This is a genomic window from Streptomyces sp. SPB074 (assembly GCF_000154905.1).
Lineage (GTDB): Bacteria > Actinomycetota > Actinomycetes > Streptomycetales > Streptomycetaceae > Streptomyces.
In genome coordinates, this window is sequence record NZ_GG770539.1 from 2,055,329 (window position 1) to 2,075,366 (window position 20,038).

Annotated in this window: 12 protein-coding genes; 3 read left to right on the forward strand and 9 right to left on the reverse strand. The window is 75.2% G+C overall.

Going from position 1 to position 20,038, the window contains the following annotated elements; all coding sequences use genetic code 11:
- Positions 1-46: 46 nt before the first annotated feature.
- Positions 47-1,477: an ABC1 kinase family protein gene (locus SSBG_RS08220; protein WP_037869242.1), complete on the forward strand. Its 1,431-nt coding sequence runs from the start codon at positions 47-49 to the stop codon at positions 1,475-1,477.
- A 931-nt stretch (positions 1,478-2,408) separates the two neighbouring features.
- On the opposite strand, the gene SSBG_RS08225 is transcribed toward SSBG_RS08220, so the two are convergent.
- From SSBG_RS08225 to SSBG_RS08240, 4 genes are all read right to left on the reverse strand, one after another.
- Positions 2,409-2,732, reverse strand: a complete 324-nt coding sequence (locus SSBG_RS08225) for a hypothetical protein (protein WP_008745730.1) — start codon at positions 2,730-2,732, stop codon at positions 2,409-2,411.
- On the reverse strand, positions 2,729-3,100 hold the full coding sequence (locus SSBG_RS08230) for a WhiB family transcriptional regulator (protein ID WP_008745731.1): 372 nt from the start codon (positions 3,098-3,100) through the stop codon (positions 2,729-2,731). The genes SSBG_RS08225 and SSBG_RS08230 overlap by 4 nt, the downstream gene beginning before the upstream one ends.
- Before the next feature lie 170 nt (positions 3,101-3,270).
- Complete coding sequence (locus SSBG_RS08235) at positions 3,271-3,582, reverse strand: hypothetical protein (RefSeq protein WP_037869243.1); 312 nt, start codon at positions 3,580-3,582, stop codon at positions 3,271-3,273.
- Positions 3,583-3,815: 233 nt separating this feature from the next.
- Positions 3,816-6,041, reverse strand: a complete 2,226-nt coding sequence (locus tag SSBG_RS08240; RefSeq protein ID WP_008745733.1) for an ATP-dependent DNA helicase UvrD2 — start codon at positions 6,039-6,041, stop codon at positions 3,816-3,818.
- Between the two features lie 221 nt (positions 6,042-6,262).
- Between SSBG_RS08240 and SSBG_RS08245 the strand changes: the two genes are divergently transcribed.
- A complete protein-coding gene (locus tag SSBG_RS08245) occupies positions 6,263-6,517 on the forward strand; it encodes a mycoredoxin (RefSeq protein ID WP_008745734.1) in 255 nt (84 codons plus the stop codon).
- Between the two features lie 163 nt (positions 6,518-6,680).
- Here the strand turns inward: SSBG_RS08245 and nudC are convergent, their stop codons facing one another.
- The 5 genes from nudC to SSBG_RS35675 form a co-directional block, all read right to left on the reverse strand.
- Positions 6,681-7,610, reverse strand: coding sequence for an NAD(+) diphosphatase (gene nudC, locus SSBG_RS08250; RefSeq protein WP_037871234.1), 930 nt, complete (start codon positions 7,608-7,610; stop codon positions 6,681-6,683).
- Positions 7,611-7,746: 136 nt separating this feature from the next.
- Positions 7,747-9,168, reverse strand: a complete 1,422-nt coding sequence (locus tag SSBG_RS08255; protein ID WP_008745736.1) for a dipeptidase — start codon at positions 9,166-9,168, stop codon at positions 7,747-7,749.
- A 10-nt stretch (positions 9,169-9,178) separates the two neighbouring features.
- Positions 9,179-12,562 (reverse strand): ATP-dependent DNA helicase, encoded by a 3,384-nt coding sequence (locus SSBG_RS08260; RefSeq protein WP_037869246.1) that lies wholly within the window; start codon positions 12,560-12,562, stop codon positions 9,179-9,181.
- A gap of 235 nt (positions 12,563-12,797) precedes the next feature.
- Positions 12,798-16,322: an ATP-dependent helicase gene (locus SSBG_RS08265; RefSeq protein WP_008745738.1), complete on the reverse strand. Its 3,525-nt coding sequence runs from the start codon at positions 16,320-16,322 to the stop codon at positions 12,798-12,800.
- 135 nt (positions 16,323-16,457) lie between these two features.
- Complete coding sequence (locus SSBG_RS35675; protein ID WP_037869248.1) at positions 16,458-16,856, reverse strand: MGMT family protein; 399 nt, start codon at positions 16,854-16,856, stop codon at positions 16,458-16,460.
- A gap of 305 nt (positions 16,857-17,161) precedes the next feature.
- On the opposite strand from SSBG_RS35675, the gene SSBG_RS08275 reads away from it, so the two are divergent.
- Positions 17,162-19,975: a lysylphosphatidylglycerol synthase transmembrane domain-containing protein gene (locus tag SSBG_RS08275; RefSeq protein ID WP_234010425.1), complete on the forward strand. Its 2,814-nt coding sequence runs from the start codon at positions 17,162-17,164 to the stop codon at positions 19,973-19,975.
- The last annotated feature ends 63 nt before the right edge of the window (positions 19,976-20,038 follow it).

Genomic DNA, 20,038 nt, shown 5'->3' on the forward strand with positions numbered 1-20,038 from the left:
TGGGCGTCGTGCGGTGCGGCGTGGGCGGGGTGGAGCGGGAGGGCGTATGTCGGAGCTTCCTCGGAAGGCGGTGACGCGGACGGCGAAGCTCGCGACGCTGCCGCTCGGTTTCGCGGGGCGGGCCACGTGGGGGCTCGGGCGGAGGATCGGAGGTGCGTCCGCCGAGTTGGTGGGGCGGGAGGTGCAGCAGCGGACGGCGGAGCAGTTGTTCAAGGTGCTGGGAGAGCTCAAGGGCGGGGCCGTGAAGGTCGGGCAGGCGCTCTCCGTGTTCGAGTCGGCGCTGCCGGAGGAGCTTGCCGGCCCCTACCGGGCCGCGTTGACGCGGCTCCAGGAGGCGGCGCCGCCGATGCCGGTCTCGACGGTGCGGGGCCTGCTCGCGGAGAGGCTGGGCGAGGACTGGCGGAAGCTCTTCCGGTCCTTCGACGAGGAGCCGGCCGCCGCCGCCTCGATCGGGCAGGTGCACCGGGCCGTGTGGCACGACGGGCGGAGTGTCGCGGTGAAGGTGCAGTACCCGGGCGCAGGGCGCGCGTTGCTCGGGGATCTGGCGCAGCTCGGTGTGGTGGCGCGGGTGCTCGGTCCTGTCGTGCCGGGTATCGACATCAAGCCTCTCGTGGCCGAGTTGCGCGAGCGGGTGGCCGAGGAGCTGGACTACGCGCTGGAGGCGCAGGCGCAGCGGACGCACGCGGAGGAGTTCGCGGGTGATCCGGACGTGTTCGTGCCCCCTGTCGTGCACCAGGGGCCCGAGGTGCTGGTGACGGAGTGGGTGGACGGGGTGCCGCTCGCCGAGGTGATCGCTTCGGGGTCGCCGGAACAACGGGACCGTGCGGGACAGTTGCTCGCGCACTTCCTGTTCTGCGGTCCGGCGCGTACGGGGCTGCTGCACGCGGACCCGCATCCGGGGAACTTCCGGCTGCTGCCGGATGGTGGGGGTGAGGGCGGCGAGGAGGGCTGGCGGCTCGCGGTGCTCGATTTCGGGACGGTCGATCGTCTGCCGGGCGGTCTGCCGCCGATCATCGGGCGGTCTCTGCGGCTCGGCCTCGCCGACGCCGCGGCGGAGGTGCACGGTTCGCTGCGGGAGGTGGGGTTCATCGGGGAGAAGACGCAGCTGGACGAACGGGCCGTGCTCGAATTCCTGCGGCCGATGATCGAGCCCGCCGCCGTGGAGGAGTTCGGCTTCACGCGGGAGTGGTTGCGGGGACAGGCCGCCCGGATCGCTGATCCGCGCTCCCCCGCGCACCACTTGGGGCGCAAGCTGAACCTGCCGCCCGACTACCTGCTCATCCACCGCGTGAGCCTCAGCACGATCGGTGTGCTCTGTCAGCTTGGCGCGCGGGTGCGGCTGCGGGAGGAGCTGGAGAACTGGCTCCCCGGCTTCGCCGCCGACTGCCCGGAGGGTGAACTCCCGGGCTTCTGGACGGAAGAGGAGACCGAGGAGGCAGAGGAGGAAGGGGAAGCGGCCGAGACGGGAGGGGGGTGACGGCCGCCGCCGTGATGTCCTGCGGGGAGCGACCTCGTCGTGGCGCTCGTGAGGCGAAACCGCGCCGGACCGCTGTGCGTTCCGCCGCGTTCCGCCGCGTTCAGCGGGGCAGCCCGCCGGGGGCCGACGGGCGGACGGTGGTGTGGGGCGCACGGCCCCGGCAGGACACGGGTCCGGTCCGGCTTGCGCTCAGTGGCGGGAGGGGCGTCGGAACGGCGGCCTCGCTGCCGGCGCTCGCCAGCTTTGACGGTGGGCCGCCGCTGGGCGGGGACGTCATCGGACGGCGTCCACAGAGGCCGATGGCCCGGGGGCAGAGGGCCGGGGCGCGAGACACAGCGGGACACGGCGATGGACCACACAGGACGCCCCCGGACTCGGACCACCCACCACCCCTGTGCTCCGCGCCGTCCCTTCGTGGACGTCCTCCCGGGGGTGGATGTCTCCGCGAACGCGTCCGGGCCCGGGTCACGCCCCTCTTGGGGGCGTGACCGGGCCGGAGCGGCATCGTGCGGTGATCGTCAAGGCGCGCGGCCCGTCGGCCTGTTGGCGCCCGGTTCCCCCGGCTCGCGAGAGGCGGAGGAGGGCCGAGCGTCCAGTCGCGGACCGGCCGGGCCCGACGAGCCCCGTTTCGCGAGGCAGTCGGCCGACACCACGTTCAGCAGTAGGCGCGCGACACCCGGCACCCGCGCCCGGCGCCCAGCCCCGGGCCACGTGACCCCCGGGCCCAAGCCCCCAGGCCCAGGCCGCGAGGCCACGTAACCCCCGGACCCAGCGCCCAGCGGCCACGTGACCCCAAGACCACGTACCGCCCGGGCCCAAGCCCAGAGGCCACCTGTCCCTCAGGCCCACGCCCCCGGCGGTCACGCGCTCCCGAGCGCGGCTCCGCGCACCGCTTCCGCGCCCGGCTGCCGTCCTGTCCCCGCTGTGCCTCTTACTGCATGACCGCCAGGGCCAGGGCGCGGCGGGCGCGGAGGGTGGCGCGTTCGGCGTGGCGCTGGAGGCGGCGGGCGTTGCGGAGGCGGGTGGCGGGGCGTTGGTGCTCCGCCTCGCGCATTCGCTCGTCCATATGCGCGCGGGCCAGCGCTTCTGGGATGAGTTGCATTTCTCGGGTCCTGTTCTCGGTGCCGGCCAGGTGGCCGGTGCGGGCTGCTTCGCTGAAAGCGAGCCCTGCGGGCTGCGCGGGGGTCGGGTTCATCGGGTCCTGCTTCTGCGGGTTGTGCGTGGTGGGGCGATCGATGGTGCCGGTGATGTTCATGCGGCGACCGGGTTCTTGCGCGGGCGGCCGCGGGGCCGCTTGCGGGCGACGACGACGCCCTGGACGAAGAGCTCGCCACCCCAGACGCCCCACGGCTCGCGGCGCTCCTTGGCGCCGGCGAGGCACGCCTCGACGAGCGGGCAGGTGCGGCAGAGCGACTTGGCGTACTCGACGTCGGCCGGGGACTCGGCGAAGAAGACCTCGGGGTCGTAGGCGCGGCAGGGGACGGGGGTGTCGAGACCCTCGATGGCGGCGTCGAGGGCGGTGAGCGGGGTGAGCGGGGTCACGGTGTGGTCCTCCGGGGGGCCGGGCGGCTGGCTGGTGGGTGACGGCGGTACTGACGGGACGTGCGTCTCGGTCGTCTGCACGGTTTCTGCTTCCTCGTCTGTCGGTCCGGCCTGGTGGGCCGGTGGTGTCGGGTACCGATTCCTGCTGCCCGGGCGCCTTCGGTTCCGTCCTCCCTTGAGAAAGAGGGCAAAACAAAAGGGCCGCGGTCCCGAGTGGGGTCCGCGGCCCTGAAGGCGCCTGTCTGACGTGGTCAGACGGGATCACTCCAGGGTTCGAGCCCACGGAAGGCCCACATCGTGTGGTGCTGCGTCATCGGGTTTCCGGCACCGGCTGCCGCGATCGGATAGGCGTGCGCCTGGTCCGTCACTACTGCTGCCGGTGCCTGGGTCGGTCGCTCGTCGTGCTTCTCGCCCTCGGGCCGTCCGAAGGACAGGCCGGGGAAGGAAACAGCCGAGAGACCGGAGATACCGGACAGTCCGGTGCCCAGGTCCGAGATGCTGAGGAAACGGGAGGCGACGACCGTCGAAGCGGTCAGTTTGGTGATCGTGTTGAAGCTGCTCACTGCAATCGCCTCCTCTCGGCGTCTCGGGGGACCGGTGGTGCTCGGTGGTCCGGTGGAAATATTCAGGTGCCGTGAAGGCACTGTCCTCGCGGGTCCGCCCTTCGCGGGGCGGGGCCCCCGAAGGGTGTGGCACAGCACGGGGCGGGGGCTTCGGAGAGCCTGTCCGTTCCCGTGCCTAAGAACCTATGGGGATTGTCGGGCCGGGCGCAAACTATTTTTTTGACGAGTTCGCCTCAGTCCGTCCGTGCGCCGGGGGCGCACTCCTGACCTGCGCAGATCGCGAGGACTTCGGAGCCGAAGCGGCGGAACTTCCGCGCGCCGACGCCGGGGATGCGGGAGAGTTCGGTCTGGGTCTCGGGGACGGCCTCGGCGATGGCGACGAGGGTCTTGTCGGTGAAGAGGCAGAAGTCGGGCTGGCCGAGGTCGCGCGCGCGGATGCCGCGCCAGTCGCGCAGGCGCTGGTAGACGCCCTCGTCCATGTCGGAGGGGCAGGTCTCGCAGCGCATGAGTTTCATCTCGCCGGCCTCGGTGAGGGTCCGGCCGCAGACCCGGCAGCGGGCCGGGGCCCGTCTGCGCGGGGCGGGTCGTTCTCCGGCGTCCCGGGCCGCGCGGCGGTCGCGGTCGGCCGGGCGGCTCGCCTGGCCGGTACGGAGGCGGGGCGTGTCCGCAAAGGAGGCGGGGCGGGCGCTGCCGGGGGTGCGCAGGGCGTCGAGGAAGCGGCTGGGTTTGCGGCCGCCCCAGCCGCCGGGGGTGCGGGAGAGGGCCCAGGAGAGGTGGAGGCGGCTGCGGGCGCGGGTGATGCCGACGTAGAAGAGCCTGCGTTCCTCCTCGGTCTGTTCCTCGGTCCGGGCGTGGGTGATGGGAAGCATTCCCTCGGCGAGGCCGACGAGGAAGACGGCGTCCCATTCGAGGCCCTTGGCGGCGTGGAGCGAGGCGAGGGTGACGCCGTCGACGGTGGGGGCGTGCTGGTTGGCCTGGCGGTCCGCGAGTTCGGCGGCGAGGTCGGTGAGGGTGGCGCCGGGGCGGGCGCGGGCGAGTTCCTCGGCGAGGCGGACGAGGGCGGCGAGGGATTCCCAGCGTTCGCGGACGGCGCCGGAGCCGGCGGGGGGCTCACTGCTCCACAGGCGGTGCGAGCCGAGGACGCGGCGCAGTTGTGCGGGCAGCGGGGCGTCGAGGTCGAGCGCGGTGTCGTTGGCGCCGCTGTGCGCGGCGGCGCGGACCGCGCTGACGGCGGAGCGGATCTCCGGCCGGTCGAAGAACGCCTCGGCGCCGCGCAGCCGGTAGGGGACGCCGGCGTCGCCGAGTGCCTGTTCGTAGAGGTTGCTCTGGCCGTTGGTGCGGAAGAGGACGGCGATCTGGGCGGCGGGGAGGCCCTCGGCGACGAGGGTGCGGATGCGGTGGGCGATGTCCTCGGCCTCGGCGACCTCGTCGGCGTACTCGGTGGACTCGGGGACGGGTCCCGGGGGGCGCTGGGCGACGAGTTCGAGGCGCTGGCGGGCGGCGGGGCCGGTGGCGTGCGAGAGGAGGTTGTTGGCGAGGTGGACGATCTGGGGGGTGGAGCGGTAGTCGCGGACGAGGCGGACGACGGTGGCGCCGGGGTGGCGGGCGGGGAAGTCCAGGAGGTGTTCGGGGGTGGCGCCGGTGAAGGAGTAGATCGTCTGGCTGGCGTCGCCGACGACGCAGACGTCCTCGCGTTCGCCGAGCCACAGGTCGAGCAGGCGCTGCTGGAGGGGGCTGACGTCCTGGTACTCGTCCACGGTGAAGTGCCGGTACTGGGAGCGGACCTGCCGGGCGATGTCCTCGCGGTCCTGGAGGATCGCGATGGTCAGGAGCAGGACGTCCTCGAAGTCGATGCGTCCGCTGCCGCGTTTGAGCGCCTCGTACTGGGCGTAGACGCGGGCGGTCTCCAGGGCGTCGCGGTGGGTCGTGCGGCCGGCGGTGGCGGCGGCCTCGGCGAAGTCGTCGGGGAGGGTCTGGGTGGCTTTCGCCCACTCGATGTCGCCGGTGAGGTCGCGCAGCTCGGTGCGGTCGAGGCGGAGCCCGCAGGCTTCGGCGGCCTGGACGACGAGCTGGATCTTCCGTTCCACGAGGCGGGGCGGTTCGGCCTGGACGACTTTCGGCCAGAAGAACTGGAGCTGGCGCAGGGCGGCGGAGTGGAAGGTGCGGGCCTGGACGCCGTGCGCGCCGAGTTCGCGGAGGCGTCCGCGCATTTCCCCGGCGGCGCGCTGGGTGAAGGTGACGGCGAGCACGGTGCCCGGTTTGTAGCGGCCGGTGCGGACGCCGTAGGCGATGCGGTGGGTCAGGGCGCGCGTCTTGCCCGTACCGGCGCCGGCGAGGACGCAGACGGGCCCGGTGAGGGCGAGGGCCACCTCGCGCTGCTCCGGGTCGAGTCCGTGGAGCACGGCGTCGGCGGATTCCGGTACCGGAGGGAAGAGGGAGTCCTGGGGTGCTGCTGTCACCCCGCCATGCTCTCAGGTCGGTGCGGGCGGGCGGCGCGGGTTGTCCACAGGCGGCGCCCGTGGTCGTACGAGCACATGATCGAAGGCACGGGAGCGCGGGTGCGGGAGCGCGGGTGCGGGAATGGGCGGGCCGTGGCTTACGTTCTGCAAGTGCGCGACGTACGGAGAACGCGTCGCGGCGGGCCCCCGGGTCCGCAGAGGGGCGAAGGAGTACGAGGAACATGCCGGGCACTGTGACGATGTACAGCACGACCTGGTGCGGTTACTGCCGTCGGCTCAAGGGCCAGCTGGACCGCGAGGGCATCGCTTACGAGGAGATCAACATCGAGCAGGACCCGGCCTCGGCCGAGTTCGTCGAGAAGGTCAACGACGGCAACCAGGTGGTGCCGACCGTGCTGGTGAAGGCGGAGACGGGTACCGAGGCGGTCATGACGAACCCCTCGCTGGCCCAGGTCAAGCTGGCCCTCCAGGGCTGAGCGGGGCGCCCGGCCGATCGGCCGGGCGGCGGCCCGGCAGGGGCCGTCCGCCGCGCACGACGAAGGGCCCCGTCCGGAGCGTTCCGGGCGGGGCCCTTCGTCGTGCGCGGCGGTCCTGTCCTGGTGCGCGGGGTTCTTCGCGTCCGCGGCCGGGAGCCGCTTCTCACAGCGGCTTCGGCAGCGGCTCCCCGTACCAGAGCTCGATGAGCCTGGCCGCGATGGAGACGCCGAAGGGCGGCAGGACCTGGCCGGCCTCGATGGCTTCGCGCAGGTCCTCGCGGGAGAACCAGCGGGCCTCCTCGATCTCCTCGCCGTCGACCGTGATCCCGGCGGAGGTGGCGTGCGCGAGGAAGCCGAGCATGAGGCTGGAGGGGAAGGGCCAGGGCTGGCTGGCGACGTACTCGACGTGCCCGACCGGGACGCCCGCCTCCTCGTGCACCTCGCGGCGCACGGCGGCCTCTATCGTCTCGCCCGGTTCCACGAAGCCGGCGAGGGTGGAGAAGCGGCCCTCGGGCCAGTGCACCTGGCGGCCGAGGAGGGCGCGGTCCTTCTCGTCGGTGACGAGCATGATGACGGCCGGGTCGGTGCGCGGGTAGTGCTCGGCGCCGCAGGCGGGGCAGCGGCGGATGTGCCCGGCGGCGGCGATCGAGGTGCGTTCGCCGCAGCGCGAGCAGAAGCGGTGCATCCGCTGCCAGTTCTCCAGGGCCACGGCGTGCACCATGAGGCCCGCCTCGCGCGGCGGGAGGAGCATCCCGGCCTCGCGCAGCCCGGCGGCGCGCGCGGACTGGTCGATGGGGCCGGGGAGGCTGTCCTTCTGGAGGGCGAAGTAGCTGACGCCGTCCTCGTCGGTGCCGAGGAAGTAGCGGTGCGACTCGGTGAGGGGGGCCTCGAAGCTCGGGGTGGTGACGAGTTCGGTCACTCCGGCGTCGTTCTCGTCGATGAGGACCTGTCCGCCGGAGACGACGAAGACCCGGGTGCGGGGGTGGCTCCAGGCGGCGGCGAGCCATGCCTCGTCCAGGCGGTGGTGTGCGGCGCGGTCGATGCCGTGGGGGGCGGTGAGCGGGATGGGCCGCTCGGCGAGGTCCTGGGCGATGCCGTGCGGAGTGCCGTGCTCGGGGCCGTGCTCGGTGGTCTGGTCGTTCCGGGTGGTCACGGGTGCTTCCCACTCCCCCTGAGGTGCGTCGTCGGTGGTGGTGGCGTCGGTGCTGGTGCGCGCTGCCGCTGTCTTCTCAGTGTGCCTCGTGCGCGGGGCGGGCGAGTTCTGCCCAGAGGTGGGCGGCGGCCTCGGCGCCCTTGAGGAGGAGGTCGAGTTCGATCTTCTCGTTGGGGGCGTGCCAGCCGTCGGAGGGGACGGAGACGCCGAGGAAGAGGACGGGGGCGCCGGTGACGTCGGCGAGGTCGGCGGCGGGTCCGGAGCCGCCCTCGCGGGTGAGGCGGACGGGCTGTTCGAAGGCGGTCTCCATGGCCGTGACGACGGCGGCGAGCGCGGGGTGGCCGAGCGGGGTAAGGCAGGGCCTGGTGGCGCCGGCGAAGGTGAGTTCGGCGCGGATGCCGGCCGGGACGCGGGCCGTCACGAAGGCGCGGACGGCTTTCTCGACGGCGGCCGGGTCCTGGCGGTCCACGAGCCGGAAGGTGAGCTTCGCGAAGGCGGACGACGGGATGATCGTCTTGCTGCCCTCGCCCTGGTAGCCGCCGCCGATGCCGTTGACCTCGGCGGTGGGGCGCGCCCAGATCCGTTCGAGGGTGGTGTGACCGGATTCACCGGCGGTGGCGTGCGAGAAGGCGGTGCGCAGCCAGGCGTCCTCGTCGAAGGGCAGCTCGGCGAAGAGGGCGCGCTCGCGGTCGGTGAGCGGGGTCACGCCCTCGTGGAAGCCGGGGATCGCGATGTGCCCGTCCTCGTCGTGGAGGGCCGCGACGACGCGGGCGAGGACGGTGGCGGGGTTGGGGACGGCGCCGCCGAAGGAGCCGGAGTGGATGTCCTGGTCCGGGCCGGTCAGGACGAGTTCGCAGTCCACGAGGCCGCGCATCCCGGTGCAGACGGTGGGGGTCCGCTCGTCCCACATGCCGGTGTCCGAGACGAGGACGGTGTCGGCGGTGAGGCGGTCCGCGCGGTCCTCGATGAGGGCGCGGAAGTGCGGGGAGCCGGACTCCTCCTCGCCCTCGACGAGGAACTTGAGGTGCACGGCGGGGCTGGTGCGCCCGGTGGCGGCGAGGTGGGCGCGCAGGCCGAGGGTGTGGAAGAGGACCTGGCCCTTGTCGTCGGCGGCGCCGCGCGCGTACAGGCGTCCTTCGCGGGTCTCGGGGGCGAAGGGCTCGGAGTGCCAGCCGTCGGCGCGGGCGGCGGGCTGCACGTCGTGGTGCCCGTAGACGAGGACGGTGGGCGCTCCTGGGTCCTCGGCGGGCCAGTCGGCGAAGACGGCGGGGGCGCCGGGGGTGTCCCAGATCTCGACGGTGGGGAAGCCGGTGGCGCGGAGGGTGGCGGCGAGCCAGTCGGCGCTGCGGCGGACGTCGGCGGCGTGCTCGGGCTGCGCGGAGACGGAGGGGATGCGCAGCCAGGCGGCGAGGTCGTCCAGGAAGGCGGCGCGGTGCGCGGTGACGTGGGCGCGGACGGCGCCGACCGCGTCGTCGGCCCCGTGGGGGGTGGTGCTCATGTCCTCGACCTTATCCGCCTGACGGGTGAGCGGCGCGGGGCCCCGGGGGCGCGGGAGCGGGTCCGCCGTCCGCCGCGTCCTCCTCGGCGAAGAGGCGTTCCAGTTCCGCGCGTCCGGGGAGCCGGGTGGGCCGTACGGTCTCGCCCGTGCGCACGAAGACGAAGGCCGCCGCGATCTCCTCGGGGGCGATGCCGTGCCGCTCGGCCCAGGCGAGGCGGTAGACGGCGAGCTGGAGGGGGTCGGCGCGGGCCCGGTCGCGGCCGGTCTTCCAGTCCACGATCTCGTAGCGGCGCCGTCCGTCCTCGTCGTGCGCGTAGACGGCGTCGATCCGGCCGCGCACGACGCGGCCCGCGAGGCTGAGCTGGAAGGGGACCTCGACGCGGTGCGCGGGGCGGTGCGCGTAGGGGGTGCGCTCGAAGGCTTCCTTGAGTTCTTCGAGGTCGAGGTCGTCGCTGATCTCGGCGTCCTCGCGGGGTTCGGGCTCGCCCTCGTCGGGGAGCGGGAGGCGCGGTTGCTCGTGTCCGGCGGTGAGGCGGCGCTCCAGCCAGGCGTGGAAGCGGGCGCCCCGGCGAGCGGCCGGTTTGGGGGCCTGGGGCAGGGGGCGGGCGAGGTCGCGGGCGAGCCCGTCGGGGTCCTCGGCGAGGCGGAGGACCTGTGTCGCGGTGAGCGAGGGGGGCAGTGGCACCTCGCGCACGGAGGCGGCGGCACGGCGCAGCTCGCCTTCGAGCGCGTCGAGGTCGCGGTCCCAGGAGCCGAGCAGCCGGGACTCCTCGGAGGTGAGGTCCTCGCCGTGCGGGGCGGGGGCGGGGACGCGGGGGGCGGGCGGCGCCTCCTCGTACGGGTCGGGGTCAGGGCCGTCCTCGTAGGGGTCCTCGGGGGGTTCGTCGGGGCGGGGCGGGTCCGCCGGGTGCTGGAGCAGCGCGAGGTGGTGTTCCACGCGGGCGGCGGCGGCGCGGCGGCGGGCGTGGGCCGCGGGGTCGAGCGGGAGGGGCCACGGGAGGGGGTCGGTGTCGCGCAGGGCGGGGTTCTCGTCCTCGGGGCCGGGCGGCTCCGCCCAGTGCTCGATCTCGCCGTGGCCGCGTGCGCAGTGGTCGTGGAGGGCGGTGAGGAAGGCGGAGGGGCCGCGCGGGCGCTTCTGCTCGGGGCCCCACCAGTGGCCGGAGCCGAGGAGGAGGGAGCGGGGCCGGGTGAAGGTCACGTAGCCGAGGCGCAGTTCCTCGGTGGACTGGTGCTCGCGCATATCGTCCTGGAACGCCTTGAGGCCCTTCGCCGTCCAGGCGGGGACCTCGGGGAGGGTGGCGGCGTCGCCGCGCAGCGGGTGCGGCAGGACGCTCGCGCGCGCGGTGAACCGCTCGCGGCCCCGGTCGCTCGGGAACTGGGCCTTGACGAGGCCGGGGACGGCGACGATGTCCCACTCCAGGCCCTTGGCCTTGTGCGCGGTGAGGACCTTGACGGTGTTCTCGCCGCCGGGCAGCGCGTTGTCGAGGCCCTTCTCGTACTGCTCGGCGGTGCGCAGGTAGCCGAGGAAGGCGAGGAGGGAGGCGGCGGGCTCGTTCGCGGCGAAGGAGGCGGCGGTGTCGAGGAACTGGCCGAGGGTCTCGCGGCGGCGGGCGGCGAGGGCGTTCGGCGAGGCGGAGAGTTCCACGTCGAGGCCGGTGGCGGCGAGGACGCGGTGCAGGACGTCCATGAGCGGGTCGGCGAGGGCGCGGCGCAGTTCGCGCAGCTCCCGTCCGAGGCGCGCGAAACGGGTCCGGGCACCGGTGGAGAAGGGCAGGCCGTCCTCGGCGTCGGGGCCGCCCTCGACGAAGGTGTCGACGGCGTCGGCGAGCGAGACGATCTCGGCGGGGTCGATGCCCTCGACGGCGGCGGCGAGCCTGCGCGCGGGGTCGTCCTCGCCCGTGCGGCCTCCGGCGAGGAAGCGGGCGCGGCGGCCGAGGAGGGCGAGGTCGCGGGCGCCGATACGCCAGCGGGGGCCGGTGAGGAGCCGGACGAGGGAGGCGTTGGCGCCCGGGTCCTGGAGGACTTCGCACACGGCGCGGAGGTCGGCGATCTCGGGGAGGTGGAGGAGGCCGGAGAGGCCGACGACCTCCACGGGTATCTCGCGGGCGACCAGGGCGGCCTGGATGCGGGAGAAGTCCCCGGCCGTGCGGCACAGGACGGCGATCTCGCCGGGGTCCGTCCCGGTGCGGACGTAGTGGGCGACGCGGTCGGCGAGCCAGTCGATCTCCTCGGCGTGGGTGGGCAGGAGCGCGCAGCGCACGAAGCCGTCGGCCGCTTTCCCCGCGGGCGCGTGCAGGGCCTCGACGCCGTCGTGGAGGGCGCGCAGCGGAGCGGCGAGGTCGTTGGCGAGGGCGAGGAGCCGGCCGCCGGAGCGGCGGTTCTCGCTGAGGGACTGGCGGCGGGCCGGGGTGCCGTCGGGGTGCGGGAAGTGGCGCGGGAAGTCGTCCAGGTTGGCGACGGAGGCGCCGCGCCAGCCGTAGATCGCCTGGCAGGGGTCGCCGACGGCGGTCACGGGGTGGCCGGTGCCGCCGCCGAAGAGCGCGGCGAGCAGGACGCGCTGGGCGACGGAGGTGTCCTGGTACTCGTCCAGCAGCACGACGCGGTACTGGGCGCGCAGCGTCTCGCCGACCTCGGGGTGCTCGCGGGCGAGGCGGGCGGAGAGGGCGAGCTGGTCGCCGAAGTCGATGAGGTCGCGGGCGCGTTTCGCGGCGCGGTAGCGGCCGGTCAGCTCGGTGAGGGCGAGGCGGGCGGCGGCGGCCTCGGGGACCTTGCGGAGCTGGTCGTTGCTGAGCCGGGCCCCGGCGAGGGTGCGCAGCAGTTCCTCGTCGTAGCGGCTCAGAGCGGCCGGGTCCACGAGGTGCTCGGAGAGCTCGCCGTCGAGGGCGAGGAGATCGCTCACGAGGTCGGAGAAGCCCCGGGTGAGCGCCGGGTAGGGGCCGGGGGCCTCGCGCAGGACGCGGGCGGCGAGCTGGAAGCGGCTCGCGTCCGCGAGGAGCCGGGAGCCCGGCTCCAGGCCGAGGCGCAGGCCGTGGTCGTCCAGGAGACGGCCCGCGAAGGAGTGGTACGTGGAGATCAGCGGCTCACCGGGGAGTTCGGCACCGGGGGCGGGCGGGGCGCCGGGGTCGCTGAACCCGGCCCGTACGAGGGAGCGGCGGACGCGGTCGGCCAGCTCGGCGGCGGCCTTGTTGGTGAAGGTGAGGCCGAGGACCTGCTCGGGGGCGACCGCTCCCGTGCCGACCAGCCAGACCACGCGCGCGGCCATCACCGTCGTCTTGCCCGAGCCGGCGCCGGCCACGATGACGTGGGGGGCGGGGGGCGCGGTGACGCAGTGGAGCTGCTCGGGGGTGAAGGGGATGCCGAGCAGGTCGTTGAGCTGGGCGGGGTCGGTGAGCACGGATCGAAGCGTACGGGGAGGGGGTGACAGTGGGGGAATGTGGCCGTTGCGCCGGGTTTCCGGGGCTCCGCCCCGGGCCGCGCTCCTCAAGCGCCGGAGAGGCTTGAATGTGGGCGGGCGTAGCTGGAGTGGCACGCCGCTCCTGCGGATTTTCGGGGCTCCGCTCGCCAAGCTCCCCCAGCCTTCGGCCGGGGACCACCGGAGGGGCTTGAATTCGGGCGGGCGTGGGTGTGGGTCACTCCACCACGTGGCCCCCTTCCGCCTTCGCGCTGCACGAGGCACGGAAGGCGCAGTGGTCGCAGTGGGAGCCGGGGGTGGGGCGGAAGCGTTCGTCGAGGACGCGGGCCGCCGCTTCTGTCAGCAGGCCGGGGAGCCAGTCGCCCTCGGGGGGTTCCTGGGGCTGGACCTTCGGGGAGAGGGGGTCCTTGCTGGAGGCTTCGAGGCGCAGGTGGACCAGTTCCGCCCCGCCCGGGGTCAGGGGTCCCACCGCGCCCTCGGCCACGGCGCGCTGGTAGACGGCGAGCTGGGGGTGGTGCGCTACCTCCGCCGCCGTGGGGGCGTTCTTGCCCGTCTTGAAGTCGACCACGTAGGCGCGGCCCGCCGCGTCGGCGTCGACGCGGTCCATCGTGCCCCTGATGCGGATCTCGTGCTCCCCGGCCGGGAGCGTCACGTCGAAGGGGTGCTCGCTGGCGACCGGGGTGCGCCCTGCGCGGTCCAGGACGTGCCAGCGCAGGAAGCGCTCCAGGGCCGCGCGCGCGTTCTCCCGCTCCTGCGCGGACTTCCACGGCGCGTCGAAGGCGAGCCCGTCCCACACCGTGTCCAGGCGTTCCATCAGGACGTCGAGGTCGGCGGGGCTGCGGCCGGTCGCGACCTCGTCGGCGAGGACGTGGACGACGTTCCCGAAGCCCTGCGCGGTGCTCGCGGGCGCCTCGGCCCGTACTTCCCTGCCCAGGAACCACTGGAGCGCGCACACGTCCACGAGCTGGCCGAGCGCGCTCGCGGAGAGCGCGAGCGGCTGGTCCGGGTCGCGGACCGGGACCTCGTTCACCGTCTCGTCCGCGAGGCCCCACCACGTCCCCGGGTGCGCGCTCGGCACGAGCGGCCTGCCCTCGCCGTCGGTGAGCGCGGCGAGGCGCGCGAGGCGGCGCGCGGCGGCCTCGCGCAGCGCGGGCGAGGCGCGCGGGTCCACGGTCGTGGCGCGCAGTTCGGCGACGAGCGCGGGCACGGCGAGCGGGCGGCGCGGGCGCACGGTGAGGTGCTGGGGCTCGACGCCGAGTTCGGTCAGGAAGCGCGAGGGCTGATCGCCGTCCTCGGCGGGGGCCTTCACCGCGGTGACGACGAGGCGGTCGGCGGCGCGGGTGGCCGCCACGTAGAAGAGCCGGCGTTCCTCGGCGAGGAGCGCGCCGCGCGTCAGGGGTTCGGCGAGGCCGTCGCTGCCGATGCGGTCGGCCTCCAGGAGCGAACCGCGCTGCCGCAGGTCGGGCCAGACGCCCTCCTGCACGCCCGCGACGACGACGAGCCGCCATTGCAGGCCCTTCGCGCGGTGCGCGGTCATGAGGCGGACGGCGTCGGGGCGGACCGTGCGGCCGGAGAGGGTGTCGGCGGCGATCTCCTGCGCCTCGGTCTCGGCGAGGAAGTTGAGCGCGCCGCGCCCGCCCGTGCGCTCCTCGGCGCGCGCGGCCGTCGCGAAGAGCGCGCACACCGCGTCGAGGTCGCGGTCCGCGTTGCGCCCGCCCGCGCCGCCGCGCCGCGAGGCGCGCTCCAGGCGCGCGGGCCACCGCGTCCCGTTCCACAGCTCCCACAGCGCTTCCTCCGCCGTGCCGCCCCGGGCGAGCAGCGCGCGCGTCCGCGCGAGGAGGAGACCGAGGGCGCGCGCGGTCTTCGCGTACGCGGCGTCGTGCGCGATGAGCCGTTCCGGCTCGGCGAGGGCGCGCGCGAGGAGGACGTCCGAGGGGAGCGGTACGGGGTTGCCCGCCGCGCGCTCCTCGGCGCGCAGCGCCCGGCCGAGCCGCCGCAGGTCGGCCGCGTCCATGCCGCACAGCGGCGAGGCGAGGAGGTCGAGGGCGGTCTCGGTGGCGATCCAGGAGGGCTCGTGCGACGGCTGGCCGGGTCCGGCCGGAGCGGGCGCCGGGTCCCCCGGCGCGGGCTCGGGCACGGGCCCGGCATCCGGCTCGGGTACGGGGACGGATTCGGCTCCAGGCGCGGGCCCGGCGTCCGGCGCGCGCTCGCCCTCCGCTTCCGGTGCGGGCCCGGCTCCGCCCCCCGTCTCCGCCCCGGCGCCCGCCTCCGCCCCGTCCCCCTGCCCGGCCCCCGTCCCCGGCCCGGGGTCGGTGTCCGCTTCCCCGTGCGGTGCCGTCTCCGCGCGGGTCTCCGCCTCCGCCGTCGCGCGCAGGGCGGTCAGGAGGGGCTGGACGGCCGGTTCGAGGCGGAGCGGGAGTTCGTCGCCCTCCGTGTCGATGGGGACCCCGGCCGCGGTGAGCGAGCGGCGCAGCGCGGGGAGGCGGTGACCGGCGCGGAGCAGGACGGCCATGTCGCCCCACGGCAGGCCGTCCTCCAGGTGGGCGCGGCGCAGGAGGTCGGCGACGTGGTCGGTCTCGGCGCCCGGGCTCGGGCACGTGTGGACGGCGACGTCGCCGCCCTCGCGCGTGGGGAGCTGTTCGCGGTGGGCGCGCACGGCGGCGGCGGGGAGGCGGGTGAGGGGGATGCGCAGGGTCAGGGCGCGGGTCGCGTCGAGCACGGCGCGGGCCGCGCGGCGCGCGGCGGGCAGGACGCGGACGGGGGCGGGGGCGCCCTCGCGGGTGCGGAAGGTGTCGGGGAAGCCGAGGATGCCGTTCACGTCGGCGCCGCGGAAGGCGTAGATCGACTGGTCGGGGTCGCCGAAGGCGAGGAGGGTGCGGCCCTGGCCGGCGAGGGCGTCGAGGAGGCGGACCTGGGCGGGGTCGGTGTCCTGGTACTCGTCCACGTAGACGGCGTCGTAGGAGGCGGCGAGCTCGCGGGCGACGTCGGGGCGGCGGGCGAGGAGGTCGGCGCGGTGGACGAGTTCGGCGTAGTCGATGACGCCCTGGAGGTCGAGCACGTCGAGGTACTCGGCGAGGAAGGCGGCGGCGGCCTGCCAGTCGGGGCGCCCGGTGCGGCGCGCGAAGCGGTGCAGCGCGTCCGGGCCGAGGCCCAGTTCGCGGCTGCGGGCGAGCACGGCGCGCACCTCGTCGGCGAAGCCGCGCGTGGTCAGGCAGGCACGGAGCTGTCCCGGCCAGCGGACCCGGCCCCGGCCCTCGGCGGACAGCGCGGTCTCGCCCTCCAGGAGCTCGCGCACGGCGAGGTCCTGTTCGGGCCCGGAGAGCAGGCGGACCGGGGAGCCCTCGGGTCCGGCCTCCTGGTGGGCGCGGACGAGGGCGTAGCCGTAGGAGTGGAAGGTCGTGGCGCGCGGCGCGGAGGCGGGGCCGATGCGCAGGGCCATGCGGTCGCGCAGCGCGACGGCGGCCTTGCGGCTGAAAGTGAGGACGAGGAGGCGTTCGGGGTCCGCGCCCGCCGCGATCCGGGCGGCGACGGACTCGACGAGCGTCTCGGTCTTGCCGGTGCCGGGACCGGCGAGGACGAGGAGAGGTCCCGCGCGGTGCTCAACCACGGCCCGCTGGTGCGCGTCCAGAGGGACGGGGCGCGGCGGGGTTCGCGGGGTGCGCACCAGCCGGTAGCCGCCCGCGCTCCGCGGCCCGTCCCACGGGCGTACGGGGTGCGGGAATGTACGGGAGGAGGTGCTCACTGTGGCCGGCCGGTCCTGGTGGGAGGGGTGGGGGTACGACGCTACGTCGCGCGCGGCGGCGGCGCGAAGTCGTGGGGCGGGGCCCGCGGTGTGCGGCGAGGGCCCGCGGCGGGCGCGCGTTCGGGGGCGGGGCCCTCAGTCCGTCACGCCGTGCCAGCGCGCGGCGCGCACGTCGACGCGGGGGACGTGGTCCTCGCGCGCGGTGGGGCGCAGCGGGGTGGCCTCCTCGTGGTAGTGGGCGAGGGCCCGCAGTTCGTGGCCGGGCAGGAGGGTGCCGTCGGAGCGGATGACGCGCCACCAGGGCACCTCGTCCCCGTACAGGGACATGGCGCGGCCGACCTGGCGGGGGCCGACGCGGCGCGGGGGCTCGCCGGGGAGGCCGAGGTCCTCGTGCTCGCGGCGCTCCTCCTCCAGCCAGGCGGCGATGTCCCCGTAGGTCATGACCCGTCCGGCCGGGATGCGCGCGGCGACGTCGAGCACCCGGTCGACGTAGGGCGGTGGGGCCGGGGGGCCGGGGTAGTGCTGCTCGCTCATCCCGCCCATCCTGCCGCACGCGTACGACAGCCACGCCCGGCTCCGGTACGGCGCCCGGCCCCCGCGCCCCGCCGCGCCCCCGCACCGCGCCTCGCCCCCGCGCCGTGCCCGGCCCGCGCGAGCGGTCCGGCGCCGACACAGCGGGGGGCGAGGTGTGCCGGGGCGCGGGCCCGGCTGCGTACGCTCCCGAATTGCACCCTGATGCCCCAGGGCGCCGTCCGGCCGTGCCACCATCGTGCGGGCGGTGACAGGTGATCCCGAACCGACCCGTACCAGAGACTTCCGAGACCCCGAGGCGGCAGAGCGTGCGATCCGACGAGCCGGACAGCTCTGCCGGCGTGTCCCCCGGCGAGGAACGGCCCGCGCGGCACGAGGACGCGGACGGGACGGGCGCGAGCCCCGTCCCCCCCCGCAAGACCCCCGTGCGGGAGCACGCCCCCCCGGGCCAGGAGCCGGGGGACGCGCCCCCGGAGCAGGAGGACCCGTCCCGCGCCGCTCCCCCCGTCTCGGGCGCCCACCAGGTCCCGGCGCCCGAGCCGGAGGTCGTGCACGCCGACCAGGTCGAGGGCGACGAGCCGCTGCTGCCCGCACGCGTGCACCGCCCCTACGACCTGCTGCGGCTGTGCCTCGGCGTGCTCGTCCTCGCGATCGTGCTCGGGATCGCCGCCGTCGCGCACGGCACGACGTCCGGGCTCGAACAGGACATCAACCGGGGGACGGGCGAGGCACCCGATCTGCTGATCAAGTTCGCCGGGCTGGCCTCCAGCATCGCCGTGCTGCTCGTGCCCGTCGCCTTCGCGATCGAACGGCTCGTCAAGCGGGACGGGCTGCGCATCGCCGACGGCGTGCTCGCCGCCGTCCTCGCGCACGGCGTGACGCTCGCGACGGACCTGTGGGTCGCCGACTCGGCGCCGCAGTCGATCAAGGACGCGCTCACCCAGCCGTCCCCCGCCGACGTCCACGTCCTCACCGACCCCGTGCACGGCTACCTCGCCCCCGTGATCGCGTACATGACAGCCGTGGGGATGTCGCGCCGGCCGCGCTGGCGCGTCGTGCTGTGGGTCGTACTGCTGCTCGACGCCTTCGCGATGCTCGTCGTCGGCTACACGACGCCGTTCTCCATCGTCGTGACCGTGCTGATCGGCTGGTCGGTCGCCTACGGGACCCTCTACGCGGTCGGCTCGCCGAACGTGCGCCCCACCGGGCGGACCCTGCTCGCCGGGCTGCGCCACGTCGGCTTCCGGCCCGTGTCGGCCGCGCGCGCCGCCGACGGCAGCGAGGAGCTGGAGCGCGGGCGGCAGTACTTCGTGACGCTGGAGGACGGGCCGCCGCTCGATGTGACCGTGGTCGACCGCGAGCAGCAGGCGCACGGCTTCTACTACCGCGCCTGGCGCCGCCTGACCCTGCGGACCGTCACGACCGGCCGCAGCCTCCAGACGCTGCGCCAGGCCCTCGAACAGGAGGCGCTGCTCGCCTACGCGGCGATCGCCGCCGGGGCCAACGCCCCGCGCCTCATCGCGACCTCCGAGCTGGGCCCCGACGCCGTCATGCTCGTCTACGAGCACACCGGGGGCCGCAGCCTGGACGCGCTGCCCGACGAGGCGATCACCGACGCGCTCATGCGCGACACCTGGCGGCAGGTCCAGGCCCTCCAGTCCCGGCGCATCGCGCACCGCAGGCTCACCGGCGAGGCCATCCTCGTCAACCAGGCGGGCACGGTGATCCTCACCGACCTGCGCGGCGGCGAGATCGCGGCCGGGGACCTCGTGCTGCGCATGGACGTCAGCCAGCTCCTGACCACCTTCGGGCTGCGCGCGGGCGCCGAGCGCGCGGTCGCCGCGGCCGTCGGGGTGCTCGGCCCCGACAAGATCGCCGACGCGCTGCCGCTGCTCCAGCCCATCGCGCTCTCGCGCTCGACGCGGGCGACCCTGCGCCGCCTGAGCCGCGAGCGCGCCCAGCGCGAGCGCGAGGCCGTGCTCGCCGCCTCCGAGGCGCGCAAGACGGCGCGCGCGGAGGCCGGGGAGTCCGGCGAGAGCGGGCGCAAGGCGGCCCGCGCCGAGAAGCAGGCCGAGAAACGGGCCCTCGACGAGGCCATGGACGAGGCCCGCGAGGAGGACCTGCTCACCCAGATCCGCCACGAGGTGCTCCGCATCCGCCCGCAGGCCCCGGTCGAGCCGGCCCGGCTCGAACGCATCCGCCCGCGCACGCTCGTCACCTTCATCGCGGGCGCGATCGCCGCGTACTTCCTCCTCGTGCAGCTCAGCAAGATCGACTTCCAGGAGATCGTGCACAACGCGCAGTGGGGCTGGGTCGCGGGCGCCGCCGCGTTCTCCGCGCTCAGCTACGTCGCCGCCGCGATGAGCCTGCTCGGCTTCGTGCCCGAACGGGTGCCGTGGCCGCGCGCCATCGCGGCGCAGGTCGCCGGGTCCTTCGTGAAGGTCGTCGCGCCCCCGGCGGTCGGCGGGCTCGCGCTCAACACGCGGTTCCTCCAGCGCGCGGGCGTGCGGCCCGGACTCGCGGTCGCGAGCGTCGGGGCCTCGCAGCTCTTCGGGCTCGCCTCGCACATCCTGCTGCTGCTCCTCTTCGGCTATCTGACGGGTACGGAGAACGCGCCGACGCTCTCGCCGTCGCGCACCGTCATCGCCGGGCTGCTCACGGCCGCCGTGCTCGTCCTGGTCGTCACCGCCGTACCGTTCCTGCGGCGCTTCGTGGTGACGCGGGTGCGCTCGCTGTTCGCCGGGGTCGTGCCGCGGATGCTCGACGTGCTCCAGCGCCCGTCCAAGCTGCTCACCGGCATCGGCGGGATGCTCGCGCTCACCGCCTGCTTCGTGCTGTGCCTGGACGCCTCGGTCCGCGCGCTCGGCGGCTCCTCGACGCACGTGAGCCTCGCGAGCGTCGCCGTCGTCTTCCTCGCGGGCAACGCGGTCGGCTCGGCCGCGCCGACGCCGGGCGGGGTCGGCGCCGTCGAGGGGGCGCTCTCCGGGGCGCTCGCGCTGCTCGGCGTGCCGTTCTCGATCGGGCTGCCCGCCGTCATCCTCTTCCGCCTGCTCACCTTCTGGCTGCCGGTCCTGCCCGGCTGGATCTGCTTCAACCAGCTCACCAAGAAGGGCGCCTTGTAGGGCCCGCGGGGGCACGCGCCGCCCGCGGCGGGGTACGCGGCCCCCGCGGGCTCACCCGCCCGG